This is a genomic window from Reticulibacter mediterranei (assembly GCF_016587455.1).
In genome coordinates this window covers 5964700-5980644 of record NZ_BNJK01000001.1, presented here as the reverse complement: position 1 = coordinate 5980644, position 15945 = coordinate 5964700, and the positions used below count along the sequence as shown (strand labels likewise).

At 53.7% G+C, this 15945-nt stretch carries 17 protein-coding genes and 1 pseudogene; 9 read left to right on the top strand and 9 right to left on the bottom strand.

Features of this window, described 5'->3' with window-relative positions:
* The first annotated feature begins 26 nt into the window (after window positions 1–26).
* Window positions 27–1199, top strand: a complete 1173-nt coding sequence (locus tag K3T83_RS25845) for an FAD-dependent monooxygenase (protein WP_220205808.1) — start codon at window positions 27–29, stop codon at window positions 1197–1199.
* A 21-nt stretch (window positions 1200–1220) separates the two neighbouring features.
* Here K3T83_RS25845 and K3T83_RS25840 read toward each other — a convergent pair whose 3' ends face one another.
* The 3 genes from K3T83_RS25840 to K3T83_RS25830 all read right to left on the bottom strand — a co-directional run bounded on the left by K3T83_RS25840 (window position 1221) and on the right by K3T83_RS25830 (window position 4171).
* Complete coding sequence (locus K3T83_RS25840; protein ID WP_220205807.1) at window positions 1221–1802, bottom strand: dihydrofolate reductase family protein; 582 nt, start codon at window positions 1800–1802, stop codon at window positions 1221–1223.
* Between the two features lie 428 nt (window positions 1803–2230).
* A complete protein-coding gene (locus K3T83_RS25835) occupies window positions 2231–2440 on the bottom strand; it encodes a hypothetical protein (protein WP_220205806.1) in 210 nt (69 codons plus the stop codon).
* Window positions 2441–2467: 27 nt separating this feature from the next.
* A complete protein-coding gene (locus K3T83_RS25830) occupies window positions 2468–4171 on the bottom strand; it encodes an AMP-binding protein (protein ID WP_220208301.1) in 1704 nt (567 codons plus the stop codon).
* A gap of 220 nt (window positions 4172–4391) precedes the next feature.
* Between K3T83_RS25830 and K3T83_RS25825 the strand changes: the two genes are divergently transcribed.
* The gene (locus K3T83_RS25825) at window positions 4392–4772 is read left to right on the top strand and encodes a MerR family transcriptional regulator (protein ID WP_220205805.1); all 381 of its coding nucleotides are present in this window, start codon (window positions 4392–4394) and stop codon (window positions 4770–4772) included.
* Here K3T83_RS25825 and K3T83_RS25820 read toward each other — a convergent pair.
* From K3T83_RS25820 to K3T83_RS25800, 5 genes and pseudogenes are all read right to left on the bottom strand, one after another.
* Window positions 4671–5936, bottom strand: coding sequence for an MFS transporter (locus K3T83_RS25820; protein ID WP_220205804.1), 1266 nt, complete (start codon window positions 5934–5936; stop codon window positions 4671–4673). The two genes, K3T83_RS25825 and K3T83_RS25820, sit on opposite strands and share 102 nt — an antisense overlap.
* Window positions 5937–5950: 14 nt before the next feature.
* Entirely contained in the window at window positions 5951–7279 is a 1329-nt protein-coding gene (locus K3T83_RS25815) for an FAD-dependent oxidoreductase (RefSeq protein WP_220205803.1), read from the bottom strand.
* Between the two features lie 104 nt (window positions 7280–7383).
* On the bottom strand, window positions 7384–7875 hold the full coding sequence (locus tag K3T83_RS25810; RefSeq protein WP_220205802.1) for an arsinothricin resistance N-acetyltransferase ArsN1 family A: 492 nt from the start codon (window positions 7873–7875) through the stop codon (window positions 7384–7386).
* Window positions 7860–8342, bottom strand: coding sequence for a MarR family winged helix-turn-helix transcriptional regulator (locus K3T83_RS25805; RefSeq protein ID WP_220205801.1), 483 nt, complete (start codon window positions 8340–8342; stop codon window positions 7860–7862). Before K3T83_RS25805 ends, K3T83_RS25810 begins: the two co-directional genes overlap by 16 nt.
* A 169-nt stretch (window positions 8343–8511) precedes the next feature.
* A pseudogene (locus tag K3T83_RS25800) lies at window positions 8512–8907 on the bottom strand (NAD(P)-binding domain-containing protein); the annotation flags it as partial.
* A 70-nt stretch (window positions 8908–8977) separates the two neighbouring features.
* On the opposite strand from K3T83_RS25800, the gene K3T83_RS25795 reads away from it, so the two are divergent.
* From K3T83_RS25795 to K3T83_RS25765, 7 genes are all read left to right on the top strand, one after another.
* Window positions 8978–9784, top strand: a complete 807-nt coding sequence (locus K3T83_RS25795) for an arsenate reductase/protein-tyrosine-phosphatase family protein (RefSeq protein WP_220205800.1) — start codon at window positions 8978–8980, stop codon at window positions 9782–9784.
* Window positions 9785–9932: 148 nt separating this feature from the next.
* Window positions 9933–10673, top strand: a complete 741-nt coding sequence (locus K3T83_RS25790; RefSeq protein WP_220205799.1) for an MIP family channel protein — start codon at window positions 9933–9935, stop codon at window positions 10671–10673.
* A gap of 75 nt (window positions 10674–10748) precedes the next feature.
* Complete coding sequence (locus K3T83_RS25785) at window positions 10749–11165, top strand: arsenate reductase ArsC (RefSeq protein WP_220205798.1); 417 nt, start codon at window positions 10749–10751, stop codon at window positions 11163–11165.
* 89 nt (window positions 11166–11254) lie between these two features.
* On the top strand, window positions 11255–11407 hold the full coding sequence (locus tag K3T83_RS25780; RefSeq protein ID WP_220205797.1) for a hypothetical protein: 153 nt from the start codon (window positions 11255–11257) through the stop codon (window positions 11405–11407).
* 452 nt (window positions 11408–11859) lie between these two features.
* Entirely contained in the window at window positions 11860–12465 is a 606-nt protein-coding gene (locus K3T83_RS25775; protein WP_220205796.1) for a TetR/AcrR family transcriptional regulator, read from the top strand.
* A 136-nt stretch (window positions 12466–12601) separates the two neighbouring features.
* Window positions 12602–13306: a VC0807 family protein gene (locus tag K3T83_RS25770; RefSeq protein ID WP_220205795.1), complete on the top strand. Its 705-nt coding sequence runs from the start codon at window positions 12602–12604 to the stop codon at window positions 13304–13306.
* 51 nt (window positions 13307–13357) lie between these two features.
* Window positions 13358–14167, top strand: a complete 810-nt coding sequence (locus tag K3T83_RS25765) for an alpha/beta fold hydrolase (RefSeq protein ID WP_220205794.1) — start codon at window positions 13358–13360, stop codon at window positions 14165–14167.
* A gap of 706 nt (window positions 14168–14873) precedes the next feature.
* Here the strand turns inward: K3T83_RS25765 and K3T83_RS25760 are convergent.
* Complete coding sequence (locus tag K3T83_RS25760) at window positions 14874–15779, bottom strand: AraC family transcriptional regulator (protein ID WP_220205793.1); 906 nt, start codon at window positions 15777–15779, stop codon at window positions 14874–14876.
* Window positions 15780–15945: the final 166 nt, after the last annotated feature.

Below are 15945 nucleotides of genomic sequence, written 5' to 3'. Positions count from 1 at the left end.
AGTAATGAAGTCAGGGAGAGAGTGATATGAACAAGCAACCACTTCGGATCGCGATTATTGGCGGAGGTATTGGCGGCATGGCAGCAGGTCTCACCTTGTGGCGAGCAGGCTTTGATATCGCATTATACGAGCAGGCATCTCAATTCGGCGAAGTCGGCGCGGGCATTCAGTTGGGTCCTGATACGACACGCCTGCTCTTTCAGCTTGGCCTGGAAAGGCATTTACGCGAGGTTGTGGTGGAACCCACGGCCCTGGAAATCAGGCGTTGGCAAAATGGTGACCTGCTGACACACATCCCGCTGAACCGTGGTGGGGCAGAACAGCAAGAGGCACCTTATTGGACCATTCATCGCGCTGATTTACATACCATCTTACGCGAACACATTCCTTCTCAAGCACTTCACCTCAACAAACGTTGTATTCGCATTGAACAGGAAAATAGGCAGGTGACACTAACATTTGCCGACAATTCAACGGAGCAAGTTGATCTCGTCATCGGAGCCGATGGCATTCACTCCGTTGTGCGTCAATCTGTCAGCCAGGATCAGGCACGCTTCTCCCGCACCTGTGCCTACCGTGGACTCATCCCGAGAGAGCACCTGCCAGATTGGGATTTTCAACACACCCCCAGGATAATAGTGTGGCTCGGGTCGGGGAGGGAATTGGTGAGCTACCCCATCTCGTCTGGACGGCTGTTAAACGTCGTCTGTGTGATTCCCAACGACGATTGGATGGTAGAGTCATGGAATGAGCCTGGCGCAGTTGAAGACCTGGCAAAGGCCTTTGGAGGTGGAGACGAGAGAGTCGAGCAGATCATCAATGCGCTTGGTCAGACAAGACGTTGGGCGCTTTATGATCGGGAGCCTCTTGAACGCTGGAACCATGGTCATCTTACGTTGCTTGGAGATGCAGCCCATCCCATGTTGCCACATAAGGCCCAGGGAGCAGCTCAGGCCATAGAGGACGCCGTTGTCCTGGCCCAAACGTTCCAGGGAGCCGAACCATCGGAGATTGAGCAGCGGTTGGGCGAATACGAGGCACTTCGCCGCCCCCGCGCATCCCAAATTCAGCGAGACTCTCGCCAGAATGGGAAAGCCTTTCTCTTGCCAGATGGTCAGGCCCAGGAGCAGCGAGATACGGCCCTGCGCAGGAGCAGAACGATGGCAGATGTGTGGAAGGCGTTGAAGCTGGCAGAATAGGTATGCCTAAGAAGACCGGCGCTAGCTCCGAACGCGGTAGCGAATGTGGGTAGCCTGCGGTGTGTCGATCACCCGGACGATCTCCAACTCGATGCGCGAAGGCAATACCTCGAAAAGCCGACGACCACTACCGAAGAGCACCGGGATCTGATGGATCTGCAACTCGTCCAGCACCCCTGCCTCCAGCGCTCGTTGCGCCGTGTACGCACCATGCACTAACACGTCGCGACCAGAGGCGGCGGCCTTGGCCTGTGCCATTGCGCTGGCGATCCCATCGGTTACGTATGTCACCAACGGATACTTGGCCACCGAGGGATCAGGCGGCTGGTGGCTGACGACGAAGATAGGAGCACCGTGATGATCACCGCCCCAGTGATCGATCTGCTCCGCGAGCCGCCGACCCACCAGGACCGCGCCGGTCGCGTTTATTTCGTCGATCAATTGTCCGGCCTCCCCGGACGGACGAAAGAACGCTCCGTCTGGAGTAGTGAACCACTCATGCAGCCGCATGAAGCCGTCGCCGCCAGGGTTGCCCACTTCGTCGTTGGGGCCGGCAATGTAGCCGTCAAGGGACATCGACATGTAGAGCACTGATGTAGACATTTGATCTCCTCTGTTCTCAATTCAAAATGGTTTCAACTATATATTCCCTGGATATGCCAGGGTACTCAGGCATAGGTGGGGCTTAGCTGACCTTCGTATAAGTCAGGTCAAAGTCCAGCTTCCACTGGGTGGCCTGATATTCCTGGTTGGTATTGTGCTGGCAGGTTGCTACAACATCGGGGCTTATGCATTTGCCCCTCATGTGAACTTGACGCAAACCGGCTTTTCCCAAACTTCCGTCTTGATGAAGGGCAAGGGGCAGATGTATTTTCATAATCCATCCGATGGGATAAGGCAAGTGCTCTGTATCGGAGTGGACCAACAGTGTACCGTGAAGGAGGAGGCCCCCCAAGCGCTCAATCGTAGGGTAGCCATCGAACCTGGAGAGGCTCTACTGGTGTTCTTCCCTAGCCAGGGCACGTTTTCTGTTACCAGTAAAACGAGGCCCCATATGAATATAACGATTCACGTACAACCGCGCCATAGTAGGGGCTAGTAAGATGGCTGCGATCCCCTCCGTTCTTAGAAACGCTTATCACATCCATTAGTGGCACATAACTAGTATTATTGGTCATGTGGACACTGCGGGCAAGCTGACGCGTTGCCGTTATAATCCCTGGTTTGGGCAATCTCTGCATTCACGTGATCCTCAACGGCATCGTCATCTATGCTGTTTCGCTGGCGGCAGCACCTTGCAAGCCAAGCTCTTCAATGGATTGCTGGCGCATTAAAAACTTCTGGATTTTGCCAGTGACGGTCATGGGAAACGCCTCGACGAATTTGATATAGCGTGGGACTTTGTAGTGAGCGATCTTGCCGCGACAGAAGGCTGTGATCTCCTCTTCGCTCATCTGGACGCCAGGTTTGAGCTTGATCCAGGCGACGATTTCCTCCCCGTATTTGGGATCAGGAACGCCAATGACCTGGACATCGCTAATGTTGGGGTGAGTATAAAGGAATTCTTCAATCTCGCGAGGATAGATATTCTCGCCGCCTCGAATGACCATATCTTTGATGCGGCCAACGATGTTGATATAGCCCTCCTGATCCAGTGTGGCCAGATCGCCGGTATGCATCCAACGAGCTGGATCAATGGCAGCGGCGGTGGCCTCTGGATTGTCCCAGTAGCCCAGCATGACACTGTATCCGCGTGTACACAGTTCGCCGGGTTGCTCAAGAGAGACAACCTTGCCGTTGGCAGGATCGATGATCTTAATTTCCAGGTGGGGATGAACCATCCCAACCGTACTGACACGCTTCTCAAACGGCGTATCAATGTGTCCTTGTGCTGAGACGGGAGCCGTTTCCGTCATACCGTAGCAAATCTCGATGTCGCGCATATGCATCTCGCTCTGCACGCGCTTCATGACCTCAACTGGACAGGGAGAACCGGCCATGACTCCTGTTCGCAGGCTGCTCAAGTCAAAGCGGTGGAAGTCAGGGTGTTCCAACTCGGCGATAAACATGGTTGGCACACCATAGAGGGCTGTACACCTCTCTTCTTGCACGGCTTGCAGAACCAACAGGGGATCGAAGCCCTCGGCAGGATAGACCATTGTGGCTCCGTGCGTAATACAGCCTAGATTGCCCATCACCATGCCAAAGCAGTGATAGAGCGGCACTGGGATGCAGAGGATATCTTCGTGGGTAAAGTGTTGCAGGCGAGCCACAAAATAGCCATTGTTCAAGATATTATGGTGGCTGAGCGTCGCCCCTTTAGGAAATCCCGTTGTACCTGATGTATATTGAATGTTAATGCCATCATCGAACTCTTGCTCACGTTGCCGCTCCGCCAGTTGCTCTGCGGTGATTGCATCGCCTTGCTCCATCACCTCACTCCAGCGATACATACCAGCATGGGCCGCATCGTCCAGACAAATCACCGTATGGAGTTGGGGCAGTTTGGCGCTCTGAAGGTGTCCCGCCTTACACTGCTTGAGTTCGGGAGCCAGGCTGGTCAACATCTCAACGTAGTTGGAGCTTTTCAAGGTGGAGGCCAGCACCAGCGCACTGCATCCCGATTGCCCAAGCGCGTATTCTAGCTCGTGAACACGATACGATGGGTTGATGTTGACCAAAATCAGGCCGATTTTTGCGGTGGCAAACTGGGTGATACACCATTCCGCGCGATTGGGAGACCAGATGCCGATGCGGTCGCCTTTCTGCAAACCCAGGTGCATCAGCCCCCGTGCGCACTGGTTGATCTGTTGTTGCAGTTGTCGATAGCTCAAGCGAATCTGTTGCGCTCGCGAAATAAGCGCCGTGTGGTCTGGGTACGTTGCGACCGTCTGATCGAAGAGATCTCCAATGGTCATACCAAGCAACGGAGTGTCGCTGATGCCGCTCGTGTAGCTCTTCTGGCTTGTCATTGATTGAGAAGATTCAGCACCAGACGACGTTGTATGCTGTGCTGTCATGTTGTGTTCCTCTCTCCCTTGATCGGGAATAGGGTTCCTCTTTGCTCAAGCGTAACCAATCTTGTCGCCAAAATCAAGACAACGGTCAATGCGATTGAGAACTCCTATCGCGATTCTCTTGACTCTGTAGTATGGTACAGGGTGTATAGTGTTTTTGGAAGGAGCAAGAGCGATGGAAGTTTTCTCAATTGGGCATGGGGCGCGTCTCTGTGGCGTCGGTATTGAAACCATTCGCTTCTATGAGCGTGAGGGGTTGCAGGAGGAACCAACACGGCGGGCCTCTGGCTACCGGCAATATTCTGAAGCAGCGGTGAAACAGATTCGCTTTATCAAACGCGCCCAGCAACTTGGGCCGCATATGAACCTCATTTCTTCACATGGTGGTTTCTCTTCTCACCTTGAGAGACGTACAGCAGACCAAAAGGATGCAGGTGCTTTCTGCCGCCAGTTCTTACGGTTTCGCCATCTCTTCGTTGCCCCTAGCATGTTCCTTCTGTGGCTGGGCGCTCAGTCGCAAGCCCAGTGCTGCCAGCAGAAAGGCTCCCACACATAGCCAGAAAGCCAGCTCATAGCGTTGGAGCCGATCATAGAGCCAGCCCGCTGCCAGTGGTCCCAGCCCACCACACATGGCAATCGGCACTCCTTGCACCGCTGTAATCGAGCCATAGGCGCGCCGACCCACATGCTCTGCCATCACTGAAGCACGCAGGGGAGAGAATGCGCCATAGGCGGTCCCATAGAGCAGGACGTAGCAGATGACCCACAGCAGCGAGGGAGCCAGGACCAGCACCGCAATGCCTGCTGCCTGTGCTAGCACGCTGACCGTGAGCAACATCTGGGCGTTCATGCGGGTACTGAGCATATTGAAGAGATAGCGACCGGGCAAACTGACTAATCCGAGCATCCCTGAGAGGGTTGCCGCCAGGATCGGATCGTAGCCGCGACCAATCAAGAAGGCCACCTGATGGACAAAAACCACCATACTGCCCAGCGTCACCAGCGAGAGGAATGCGGTGAGAAGCCAGAAGGAGGAGCGATGGAGCGCTTGAGACAGTGAGAGACCCGACAACCCGCTCTTTGCCACGCCCTCATACAGAGGTTCCCCATCAGGAGCGAGGCCCAGATCTTCCGGGTGTCGCCTCAACACGAGCGCATGAAAGGGCAGGGCGATCACCAACTGCGCCAGTCCCAGCACCATCAAGGTGGCTCGCCATCCGATGTGGGCAACCAGCATCCCAGAGAGGGGGATACAGATGGGTGAGGACAACCCGCCCACCAGCGTCAATACGGCGAGTGCCATCCCCCGCTTGCGCACAAACCAGTTGGCGACCACCGTGAAGGTGACGGGATAGAGCGTGAGCGCCATTGCCAGTCCCATCCCCCCTGACCAGAGCAGGTAGAACTGCCAGAGGGTCTGCATCTGCGTCAGACCGAGCAGCGCCATTCCCGCCAGAGCCGACCCCGCACTCATCAGCAGACGCGCTCCAAAGCGATCCAGCAGCGGACCAATCGGCACACCCAGCAGTCCAGAGACGATCAGACTGGCGCTATAGGCTCCAGAGACGCTCGCTCGATCCCAGTGGAGGCTCTGGCTGATGGGAACCACCAGCACCCCGAAGAGGTACTGCGTGGTCCCATAAGAGATGATCGTGGTTACTCCCAGCACCCCCATCAACACCCAGCCATAATAGAGGGTTCCTGCTATCGGTTGCTTCATCCTCACTTAGTCCCTTAGCGACTTTTCGCTCCCGTCGCCCGACGCGGGAGACCAATGGTGAGCAAGGGGCTGGAGGCTGCTGGAGCGCAACATGCTCCTTCATCGCTGGAACAGACCCCTGCTTCAGGCAAGGCCAGTTCGACGGCTCGAGCCGCTTCCCACTCACCACAAAGCGCCGCCACAATCGAGCGCACCTGCTCATAGCCGGTGAGCATGAGAAAGGTAGGAGCGCGTCCATAGCTCTTCATCCCGACGAGGAAGAAATTGGGTTCTGCGTGAGTCAATTCGTCTACTCCATGCGGGGGGACCGTGCCACAGCTATGCACATTGGGATCGATCAGAGGAGCAAGCGCTACCGGGCTTTCCATGGCCGGATCAAGGGAGAGCCGCAGTTCGCGCAGGAACGAGAGATCCGGGCGAAACCCGGTGGCGGCAATGATTTCATCGACTGGACCAATGTGTTCCTCTTCGCCTGCGATTACGATGCCCTCTGGAGTGTGGCTCAAGGCATGGATCTGCACCCCGGCAACCAGACGTACCTGTCCCCGCTCAAGGAGTGCCAGCGCACGCGCCCCCAGATGTCCCCGCTCTGGGAGAGCATCGCTCTCACCTCCACCAAACATCTGCCCGACGCCGGGACGACGAATGGCCCACCACACCTGCGTCTCCGATTCCTGTTCAGCCAACTGTGCCAACTCTAACACCGCTTGCTGAGCGGAATGTCCACTACCCACCACCAGGACACGCCGACGTGCATAGCGCTCTCGCTCGGCACCCAGAACATCAGGGATACCATAAAAAATGTGCTGGCGTAACGAGCGCTCTCCCAGCGCCAGCATACCGTGCGCGCCCAGCGGATTGGGAGTGTGATAGGTACCTGATGCATCGATCACGGCTCGCGCTAGCAGTTCTTGCTCTTCGCCGTCCTTCGGCTGATACCGTACGACAAACGGAGCCGCCTCGCGGAGAGGCGTTTTCACTTTATCCATCCCCAGGCGACTCACAGCGCTCACCCGCGTCTGGAGCCGCAGGGCGGCCTGCATTGCTGGCACCTGGGCCAGCGGGAAGAGGTAGGTTTCCACCAGTTGCCGTCCGGTCGGGTAGGCGTCTGGGTCAGGAGCCTGCCAGCCCTGTTCCTCTAGCAACGCCTGTGCCTGCTGGTCCACTAGATAGCGCCAGGGAGAGAACAGGCGCACCTGCCCCCATTGCGACATGGAGGCTCCTACGGTCTCACCCGCCTCAAACAGCATGGGTGTCTCGCCTCGGTGCAGGAGATGTGCAGCAGCGGCCAATCCCACCGGACCCGCACCAATAATCACGACTGGAAGGGGGAGTGTGTCCATCGTTCTCAATATCCTTCTTTGAAGAGTTTCAAGCAGTTCTCTGCTCTGTTTCTACAGACGCCAGCGCGTCCAAAAGGGCGCAGGGCAGTTTGTCCCTGGGCGCGCTAGGTAAGGTTACGAGCGAAGAGGTACTCAACAATCACCACATCGCGCCAGACGCCATCCAGTTGCCCATGCTTCTCATAGATGCCCACTTCTCGGAAACCGAGCGAGCACATCAAGCGGCGGCTGACGGCATTCTCGACGAAGATGCGCGAGACCAGTTTCCAGAACCCGACCTGCTCGCACTCCTGCATGAGAGAGGAGAGCGCTAGACGGCCGGCACCTTTGCCACGCCAATCGCGCCGCACATACACCGAGAACTCAGCGATCCTCACATAGCAAGAACGTGGGCGATACGACGAGGTGGAAGCATAGGCGATCACGTCGCATCCCTCTGTCACCACCACAATTGGATGCCTTCCATCAAACCATTCCTCAATATCAGCGGAAGTACGTGCCTGGGTCTCAAAGGTTCCGACACGATCTTCAATCCCCTCGTTATAAATCGTCGCCAGAGCCGGGGCATCGGTCGGGAGCGCTAGACGCACGTGCATGATGTTCCTCCGTCCGTCACAGGAAACTGCTTGTCCTCAGCCAGATCGAGCAACGCCTTCTGCAACCATTCAAGGGCCGTACGAACCGCCGCATGCTCCTGGGCAGGAATGCGTTCGAGCGCCTGGTCCGCTAACCCATTGAGCATCTGATGCAAGTCCTGGACACGATCCTGTCCAGGCGCGGAGAGAGATAAACGCACGGTGCGGCGATCCGTCTGGCTGGGGATCTTGACGACCAATCCTTCCTGCACCAGCTGCTCAACCGCTCGGCTGGTCCAACTCTTATCGAAGCCAATGCGGTGACTCAGTTCCGCTAACGTGACCTCCCCACTGCGTCCCAGTTCAGTGAGAACGGTGCATTGGGTGACGGTCGTTCCACCGCAAAACGTGACGCAATTGCGTTGCAACTGCACATGTAGCCGCGCCACTTCCCGCAGCAAGGCTCCAGTTGAGAAAGGCTGTTCCATCTCCTACTCCTCTGCTCCTCATTCATGTGTTGCTTATGGCAATCATGCTGGAGCGTCTCTCTCTCGTCATTTCGTTGTGATTCGCAACGTTTATAGGAGAAGTATACCCTCCAGGAAAATCGTTGTCAACAGCAACGTTGTGAATCACAACGAGAGGGGAAAGCCTGTCCTACACGGTGCTTTCAGCGAGGATGGAACTGCCAGGAGAGGATGGTCTAACCGAGGAGTGGAGCCAGCGCTTCAGGTGACGAACAATAAATGCGGCATCGGGACCAACCCCTCGCAAGGTTGTAGAAGCAAACGTGACGGCAATCTGCACCGCCGATTCTCCTGCTCCCACGACCAGAACGCGTTGCCCGCGAAACGGGTCAGGGCGGCGATAAGCGGCGGAGTGGAGGATCTGTCCTCTGAAGCGATCCTGTCCGGGGAACTGAGGCAAGTTTGGATGATGGAAGGCTCCAGTGGCAACGATGATACTCCCTGTCGCAGAAGTCGTGGAAGTTCCACAACACGCCTGCTTTTGCGAAGCATCACAGCAAGATGCCTGCTTAGATGGCGAACAAACTTGCTTTTTTTGTTGCCCTCAGCTATATTTACATCAAAGTAATTTGAAACAAAATTTATTGGAGCAATAGATGAACAGCATAGCCGTTGCTGGGAAACAAGCCCCTGAATTTTTCAAAGTGCTGGCTCATGAGATACGCTGGCGTCTCCTCCAACTGCTTGCCCGCAGTGATTACAGTGGGCAAGAACTGGTGCGCTTGCTCTCGCAGCCACAAAATCTGGTCTCCTACCACCTGAGACTCTTAGCAGAGCATCATCTGGTGAGGGAACGCAGAAGTAGCGCCGATGAGCGCTCCATCTACTATAGCCTGGACCTTGAGATATTACGTACCCTCTACTTTGGCGCAGGTGACGCGTTACATCCACTTCTGGCAACCAGTCAAACAGAAGAGACGCTCGTGCGGGAGACGGTTGCGCGTCTGGCTCCGCTACGCATCTTGTTTCTCTGTACTCACAACAGCGCGCGCTCGCAAATGGCCGAGGGGATCTTGCGTTATCTGGGAGCCGGGCGTATTGACGTGATGAGCGCGGGAAATCATCCAACTGCTCTTCATCCACTTGCAGTCCAGGCGTGTGCCTCGATACACATCGATATTGGTCAGCAACGCGCCAAGCCTCTCGATGAACTGCACGACCTCACCTTTGATTACATCATTACCGTGTGTGATCGCGTTCGTGAGTCTTGCCCCACCTTTCCTGGTGACCCGGAACGGTTGCATTGGAGTTTGCCTGACCCGGCACTGGCTCAAGGGTCTGAACAAGAGCGTGTAGCCGTCTTTGAACAGACATGCCGTGAATTGCTGAAGCGCATCCGTTCTCTGTTACTCAGTATCGAACAGGAACATGCTCCGCATGCTGAAGGATCGTCGTGCTTGTGAAGAGGCTTATGACCACATCTCTCATGTTTGTCATCACAGATGATGCAGACAGACGATCCGTGGAGTTGGCTCTTGTTTCCCGGAGAGCAGAGAGAGGCAGGCGGTCAGCAACCTGGAGAGAAGAAGACTTTCCATTTTTGGAGGAAACATGACACAAGAAACAGTGAGTGGTAGGCCAGGGCATGCCATAACGCCTTCAACAGTCCCCGTCCACTCACAGTGGCAATGGACTCCCTATGTGGCTGAAGCCATCGGCACCTTTGGTCTGGTCTTTGCTGGCTGTGGAGCGATCATGATTGATACGCTCTCGAAAGGCCAGATCACGCATGTTGGAATAGGGTTGGTCTTTGGCCTCATCATCACCGTGATGATTTATAGTCTGGGACATGTGAGCGGAGCGCATTTCAATCCGGCGGTGACACTTGGATTTGTGCTGGCACGGCATTTTCCGCTGCGGCGGCTGGCTGGCTACTGGCTTGCACAACTGCTAGGTGCTGCTCTCGCCGCAGGGTGCTTGCGGGTGTTGCTTGGAAATGTGGCCCGTTTGGGCAGCACGGTACCAATGGGCTGCGGAGGTATCTGGCAATCGTTCGGGCTGGAAGCGATTCTCACCTTTTTTTTAATGTTTGTCATTATGGCAATGGCAACCGATACGCGGGCCGTTGGACAGGCGGCGGCCCTGGCCATTGGATCAACCGTTGCCCTGGAAGCGAACTTTGCCGGCCCCATCTGCGGAGCGTCGATGAATCCGGCTCGTTCGCTTGGCCCGGCCCTGATGAGTGGAACCTGGACCGATCAATGGATCTACCTGCTCGCGCCGCTCCTCGGAGCTATTGCAGGCGCTCTTGTCTATCGGATCTTGCGCGACGCTGATCAGCGTCGCCCCTAACCTTATCAGAGAACCTGTAGCGAGAGCGGAAGAAAAGCAAACAAGGAAGCAGTATCATGAAGAGGAGTAGAACACATGAAACGACGCGTTCTTTTTCTGTGTACCCATAATTCTGCCCGTTCGCAAATGGCAGAAGGGTCGCTCAGATACCTGGGAGGTGAGCAGTTTGAAACTCACAGTGCTGGGACAGAGGCCACACATGTTCGCCCTCTGGCAATTGAGGTCATGAGTGAACTAGGTATCGATATTGCCGGGCAGACATCAAAAACACTGGATCGGTATCTGAGCGAACCCTTTGATGAAGTTATTACGGTGTGTGACGCGGCGGCTGAAACCTGTCCCTTTTTCCCAGAGGCCAGACACAGGCGGCACTGGTCCTTCTCCGATCCATCACAGGCCAAAGGCAGCGAAGAGGAGCAGCGGGCCGTCTATCGTCAGGTGCGCGATGCCATCCGTACTCGCATTGAAACGGAACTGCTCAGCGCTCTCTAGTCTGAGAAGGGAGAGAGAAAGTCATCGAGAAAGAACTATCTCAAGAAGGGGAGGGCCGACGCGGTTCGGTCATCATTGAACGGCGTCCCATGCTCTCGTCGCAGGAACGCACTTCCCGCTTGCAGCAAGCAGCAGAACAATTTGCCGCTCAGGCACGTACCCTTGGAGCAGGCCTTGATGAAGCATTGCAGGCTCTTCGCCAGATCTGGAACCTGGAGGAGCAGGTGGAAGAGAGATCGTAACGAAGAGAACGCTTCACCTCGCATAGTTTGAGAGGATTGCGCCTGCGTTTCCAAGAGCGTCGACGCATCCTCCAGGAAGCCACCTGACCGCCCCACAGCAGCAAATAGTCCCGGTTGTGCCACAGGGGAAGAGGTTTGTGCTCAGCTTTCGACATCACGAATCCTTTCTCAGAGAAAAAGAGACCCCGCGCTGATCTGGCGGGGCCTTGAACACATGAGAAGAGTACATCATACTCCTCCCCGGAAAAACATGGTCTCGTGATGCAAATTGTGCATCACGCCGAAGCATTCTTTGTGATGAACGCCATCCCTCATTGCGAAAAAGGTCAGTTGTTTGAGATGTGATGTAGGGTATCTATTATATCTGCCTTCCATTACACACTTGACAACTATAAGCCCGGTAAGTATACTCGTGAATGAACCATTCATTCACGAGGAAAGAGGATTTTGCTATGCAGCACATAGATGCAACGAATCAACATCAGCGCGAAATACAACGTGCAAAGATCCTGGATGCTGCCAGGAAAGTCTTTGCGCATAAGGGGAAGGCGGCGACAATGGCCGATGTTGCCGCTGAAGCTGCAGTCAGTCAAGGGCTAGCCTATCGCTATTTTGCCAACAAGGAGGCAATTTTCCGGGCGTTGATTGAACAAGCATTGCAAGCCAATCCCGCTACTTTGAGCGACATTCAAGAGATGCCAGGGACGCCAGGAGAACGTCTGGCTTTGTTGGTTTCAAAGCTGGTGGAAAACAGGCGTGAACATCCCGAATTCCATCAACTTTTAAGCCAGGTACTCAGCGATAAGGCGACATCTGGAGAACTACGTGAACTGGTACGTGAGCGAATGCAGCTTCTTCAAGATTTGATGAGGCATCTGATCATTGAAGGGCAGGCTAGTGGCGAGGTTGCGACGGATGATCCAGATCAAATGATAACAGCTTTTTTTGCCTGTCTTGTCGGACTGACTAGAAGAGCAATATATGGACCTGAGCAGTTCCACTTTCCTGAAACTGCTATTCTCTTGCGCATCCTCATGCCATCAGCACATCAGTCTTGAGGCAGCGAAGGTATATATTGCGGCTGATTTGTACATCAGCCGTGTATATCCCAATAGAACTATGCGTCCACACGCAAGGACGTAATCACTACATGACGACATATAAACGAGTTTCAAGGAAAGGGCACAAAATAATATGTCAGAGCATCTTAGATCAAGCTTTCATCAACTCAGAGGCCAGATCGTGAATGCCATGTTACCAGATCTCATCTTCAGCGTCGTTGCTCCTGTGTTTATCTACCGCCTGGCATTACCCCATATGTCAGCAGTTTTTGCCCTGGTGCTTGCCGGTCTTGCCCCTGTAGTTCGTACAGGAATGAGTTTAGTGAGCCGCCATCGTCTCAATCCACTTGGAATACTTTCTCTGTTGACGATTGGGCTCAAAATCTTCATCGCATTGGTATTTAACGACGCGAGATGGGTATTGCTCAGCGTTTCCTTAATCATCGGAGTTCATGGCGTTCTGTTGCTCGTCTCACTCTTGACTCCCAGGCCGTTGTTGCTATGGCTCATCGAAAATACGCTATCTAGGACTCCTTCCAATCAACAACAGCCCCGACATCTGCTCACAGAGATTCCTCGCTCATCCTGGGTAACAGTCACTCTTATTTGGGGGAGCGCTTTGCTTCTGGAATGTGGCATAAACAGTGTACTGGTTGTGACGCTACCAGTGGAACAGTTTTTGGTAGTCAGCCCTATCGTGCGCTACAGTTTGCTTGGAGGAATACTGCTGGGAACACTGCTTTTTGCATGGATACGCCGACGACATCAACAAAAGGCGCTTAGAATACCTGCAAACCAGTTCTCTCATGAAGTTAATCATCCCCCCGTTTCGCACTAGAAATAGTATCTCCGTCACACCGTATAAGAAAAACGGCAAGGAGGATTCCATATGACTGCTAAAAAGAGTGATCTGTTGCGTGTCCCGGGGGCCAGCCTCTCATATACGATACGTGGTTCTGGTCCTCTGCTGCTCCTGATTGCGGGTGGAGGTGGTGTGGGAGAGAGCTTTGAGCAAGTTGCCAGCCATCTTGCTGAGTGGTATACCGTCGTCACCTACGACCGGAGAGGGATAGCGGGTAGTTCACTTGATGATCAGCATGAGGAGGTATATCTGGAGATGCAGAGCAACGACGCCTACCGTATACTCATGCACCTTTCAAGTGAACCTGCCTATGTGTTTGGGAGTAGTGCAGGTGCTCTTATCGGGTTAGATCTGGTTGCACATCATAGCAAGCAGGTGCATAGCCTGGTCGCACATGAGCCACCGGCACGTTATCTGTTGCCTGCTCCTGATCCAGAACACGGGCAACTTCTTGAGACGTATCATAGTGAGGGAGCGGCTTCAGCACTACGTCAGTTTGCGATCCAGATTGGAGTGAACTACCAGAATGTGGAAGCAAGGGTTAACATACCGCAATGGAGGGAGGTCGATGCTGAAGCCTTCTTCAAGTATACATTTCCAGCGGTCCAGCACTACCGACTCGATATTCCCGCGCTTCAGGCGGCGTCGAGTTCCATCGTGATTGCTGGAGGAAGTGCTGGACGAGCATATCTTGGCTATCTTTGTGCTGTTGCAGTAGCAAAGGCTCTTGGAGCTACCGTTGTAGAGTTCCCTGGTCATCATGCAGGCTTTATCAGTCATCCACGAGCATTTGCTGAGAAGTTGCACGCCGTATTTGGTGAGGCACATCTTCTTTAAGCTGCAAAATTAGGAAGGCTGAGGCAAGACGGCATATTCACCCAGACTTGCCTCTATCTGAATGTGAATATGCCTCTTATGGGAGATGTTGAGGTGACTGAAATTTGGAGGTAGATTCCTCTTTGCACAGCCGCTTACCCTATTATTTTGTCAGATATACCTGGTAGAATTACCGGTTCATTGCTTCCCCAAATCAAGACGGAAGCAGGTGACTTTACGGATGTACCCTCGCCTTTGCTCAGCTATACTTATAGCGGTTCCTCCGGGCAGGGGAAATCAGGGCATTCTGTTCTGTCAGTATTGTGCTTCATGCTCTAGCAGTTGTCCTATCGCCGTGTCAGTGTTGCGCGTGCGGGAGGGCAGTTGAGAAGTGGACAGAGAGATAGCTCGCTCTTTTGATGTTGGAGCGTTGCCAGGCGTCTCCAACATCAGTTTTCAAATGTTACTAATCACAGGAGGCTGATGAAATCATCGAGGTCCAGGAAGGGGAGTAATGCCCACCACGGCTAGCAATGAATACCAGTTGGGAATGGGGATTCAGTTCCAGGCACCCACCAGATTTCGTAGTGGAGTGACTTATCGCGTATATGCAGAATTACGCGATAAATCGCTCCACTACGAAGTAAGGGAGATTATTAGATTATTAGTTAAAATTATCAAGGCGAAAGTGAAGTAGGGAATGTGTTCGTGCTATTTTTCTTAGCTCTTATTCTGGGGAAGAACTGAAAACGCTCCGTAGCTCATCTGTGTTGGCTAGGGGAGCAGACTCGGTATCTGCAAGGCTATAGAAACGTGCGGTTTTCATATAGGTGCCAGGCGTCACACCGAAGTAGCGCTTGAACTGGTGGGTAAAGTGTGCCTGGTCAAAAAAGCCAGTTTCGCTGGCAACATAACTAACAGAGAGGCCTTGAGAGAGTAATCTCCTGGCATGATCCAATCGTACTTGAGCTTGATAAGCGTGAGGAGGCAGACCAATGGCCTGTCGAAAGATGCGGGCGAGATGAAATGCGCTCAGGTTGGCAATGCAGGCGAGATCTTCCAGGGAGATCTCTTCGGCATAATGCTCGTCCATGTACGCTTTGACGCGCTTGATAGCCGGGCGTTCCCATCCCAGACGACGAGGAGTGCTACGATTTTCTGAATAGGAAAGAAGCAAATTCCCAAGAGCATGAAAGAGCATTTCCCTCCGTTGTAGATGAGAAATGGGATCGGCGAATCTTGCGTAGAGAGCATGTAACGTTGCATATAGAGATGCGTCAAGAATTCGAGGAAGACGAAAATGTGGCAGGGGCTTCCCCTGTTCGTCAATTCCCTCCGCTATACGTTGCAGCAATACCGGTTCGACGTATAAGTGCTGACAGGTGAGATTTTTTGCCTGACTGATCAGCGTTTCTCCAGGCTCCAGTACATAAATGCTACCCCCGCCGACTCCTTCTGAAACGATGTTGCGATACTCTATGCGCCTGGCGCCTGATATGGTGATCCCAATGACATATTTTTCTATAAAATGCTTGCAATGCGAGGCGGTAACAGAGTTCATTTTGATAAGTTCTGTTTGATCAAGGCAAATGTTGTAATAACTTAGTTCGGAGTGTTCTTTGATAGCTTCCATATATACATTAAATTCCTTTCTGCCACAAGATGGTAGCTTATCAAGCAGCATACATGTTGAATGTGCATTTTATGTGATGAAAGGCATGAAAAGACCTGCCTTCTTAATTTAGTAGAACTAGAGTGTGCCATGCCTGGTTTTCTGACAACTCTGTCAGAAAAATGAA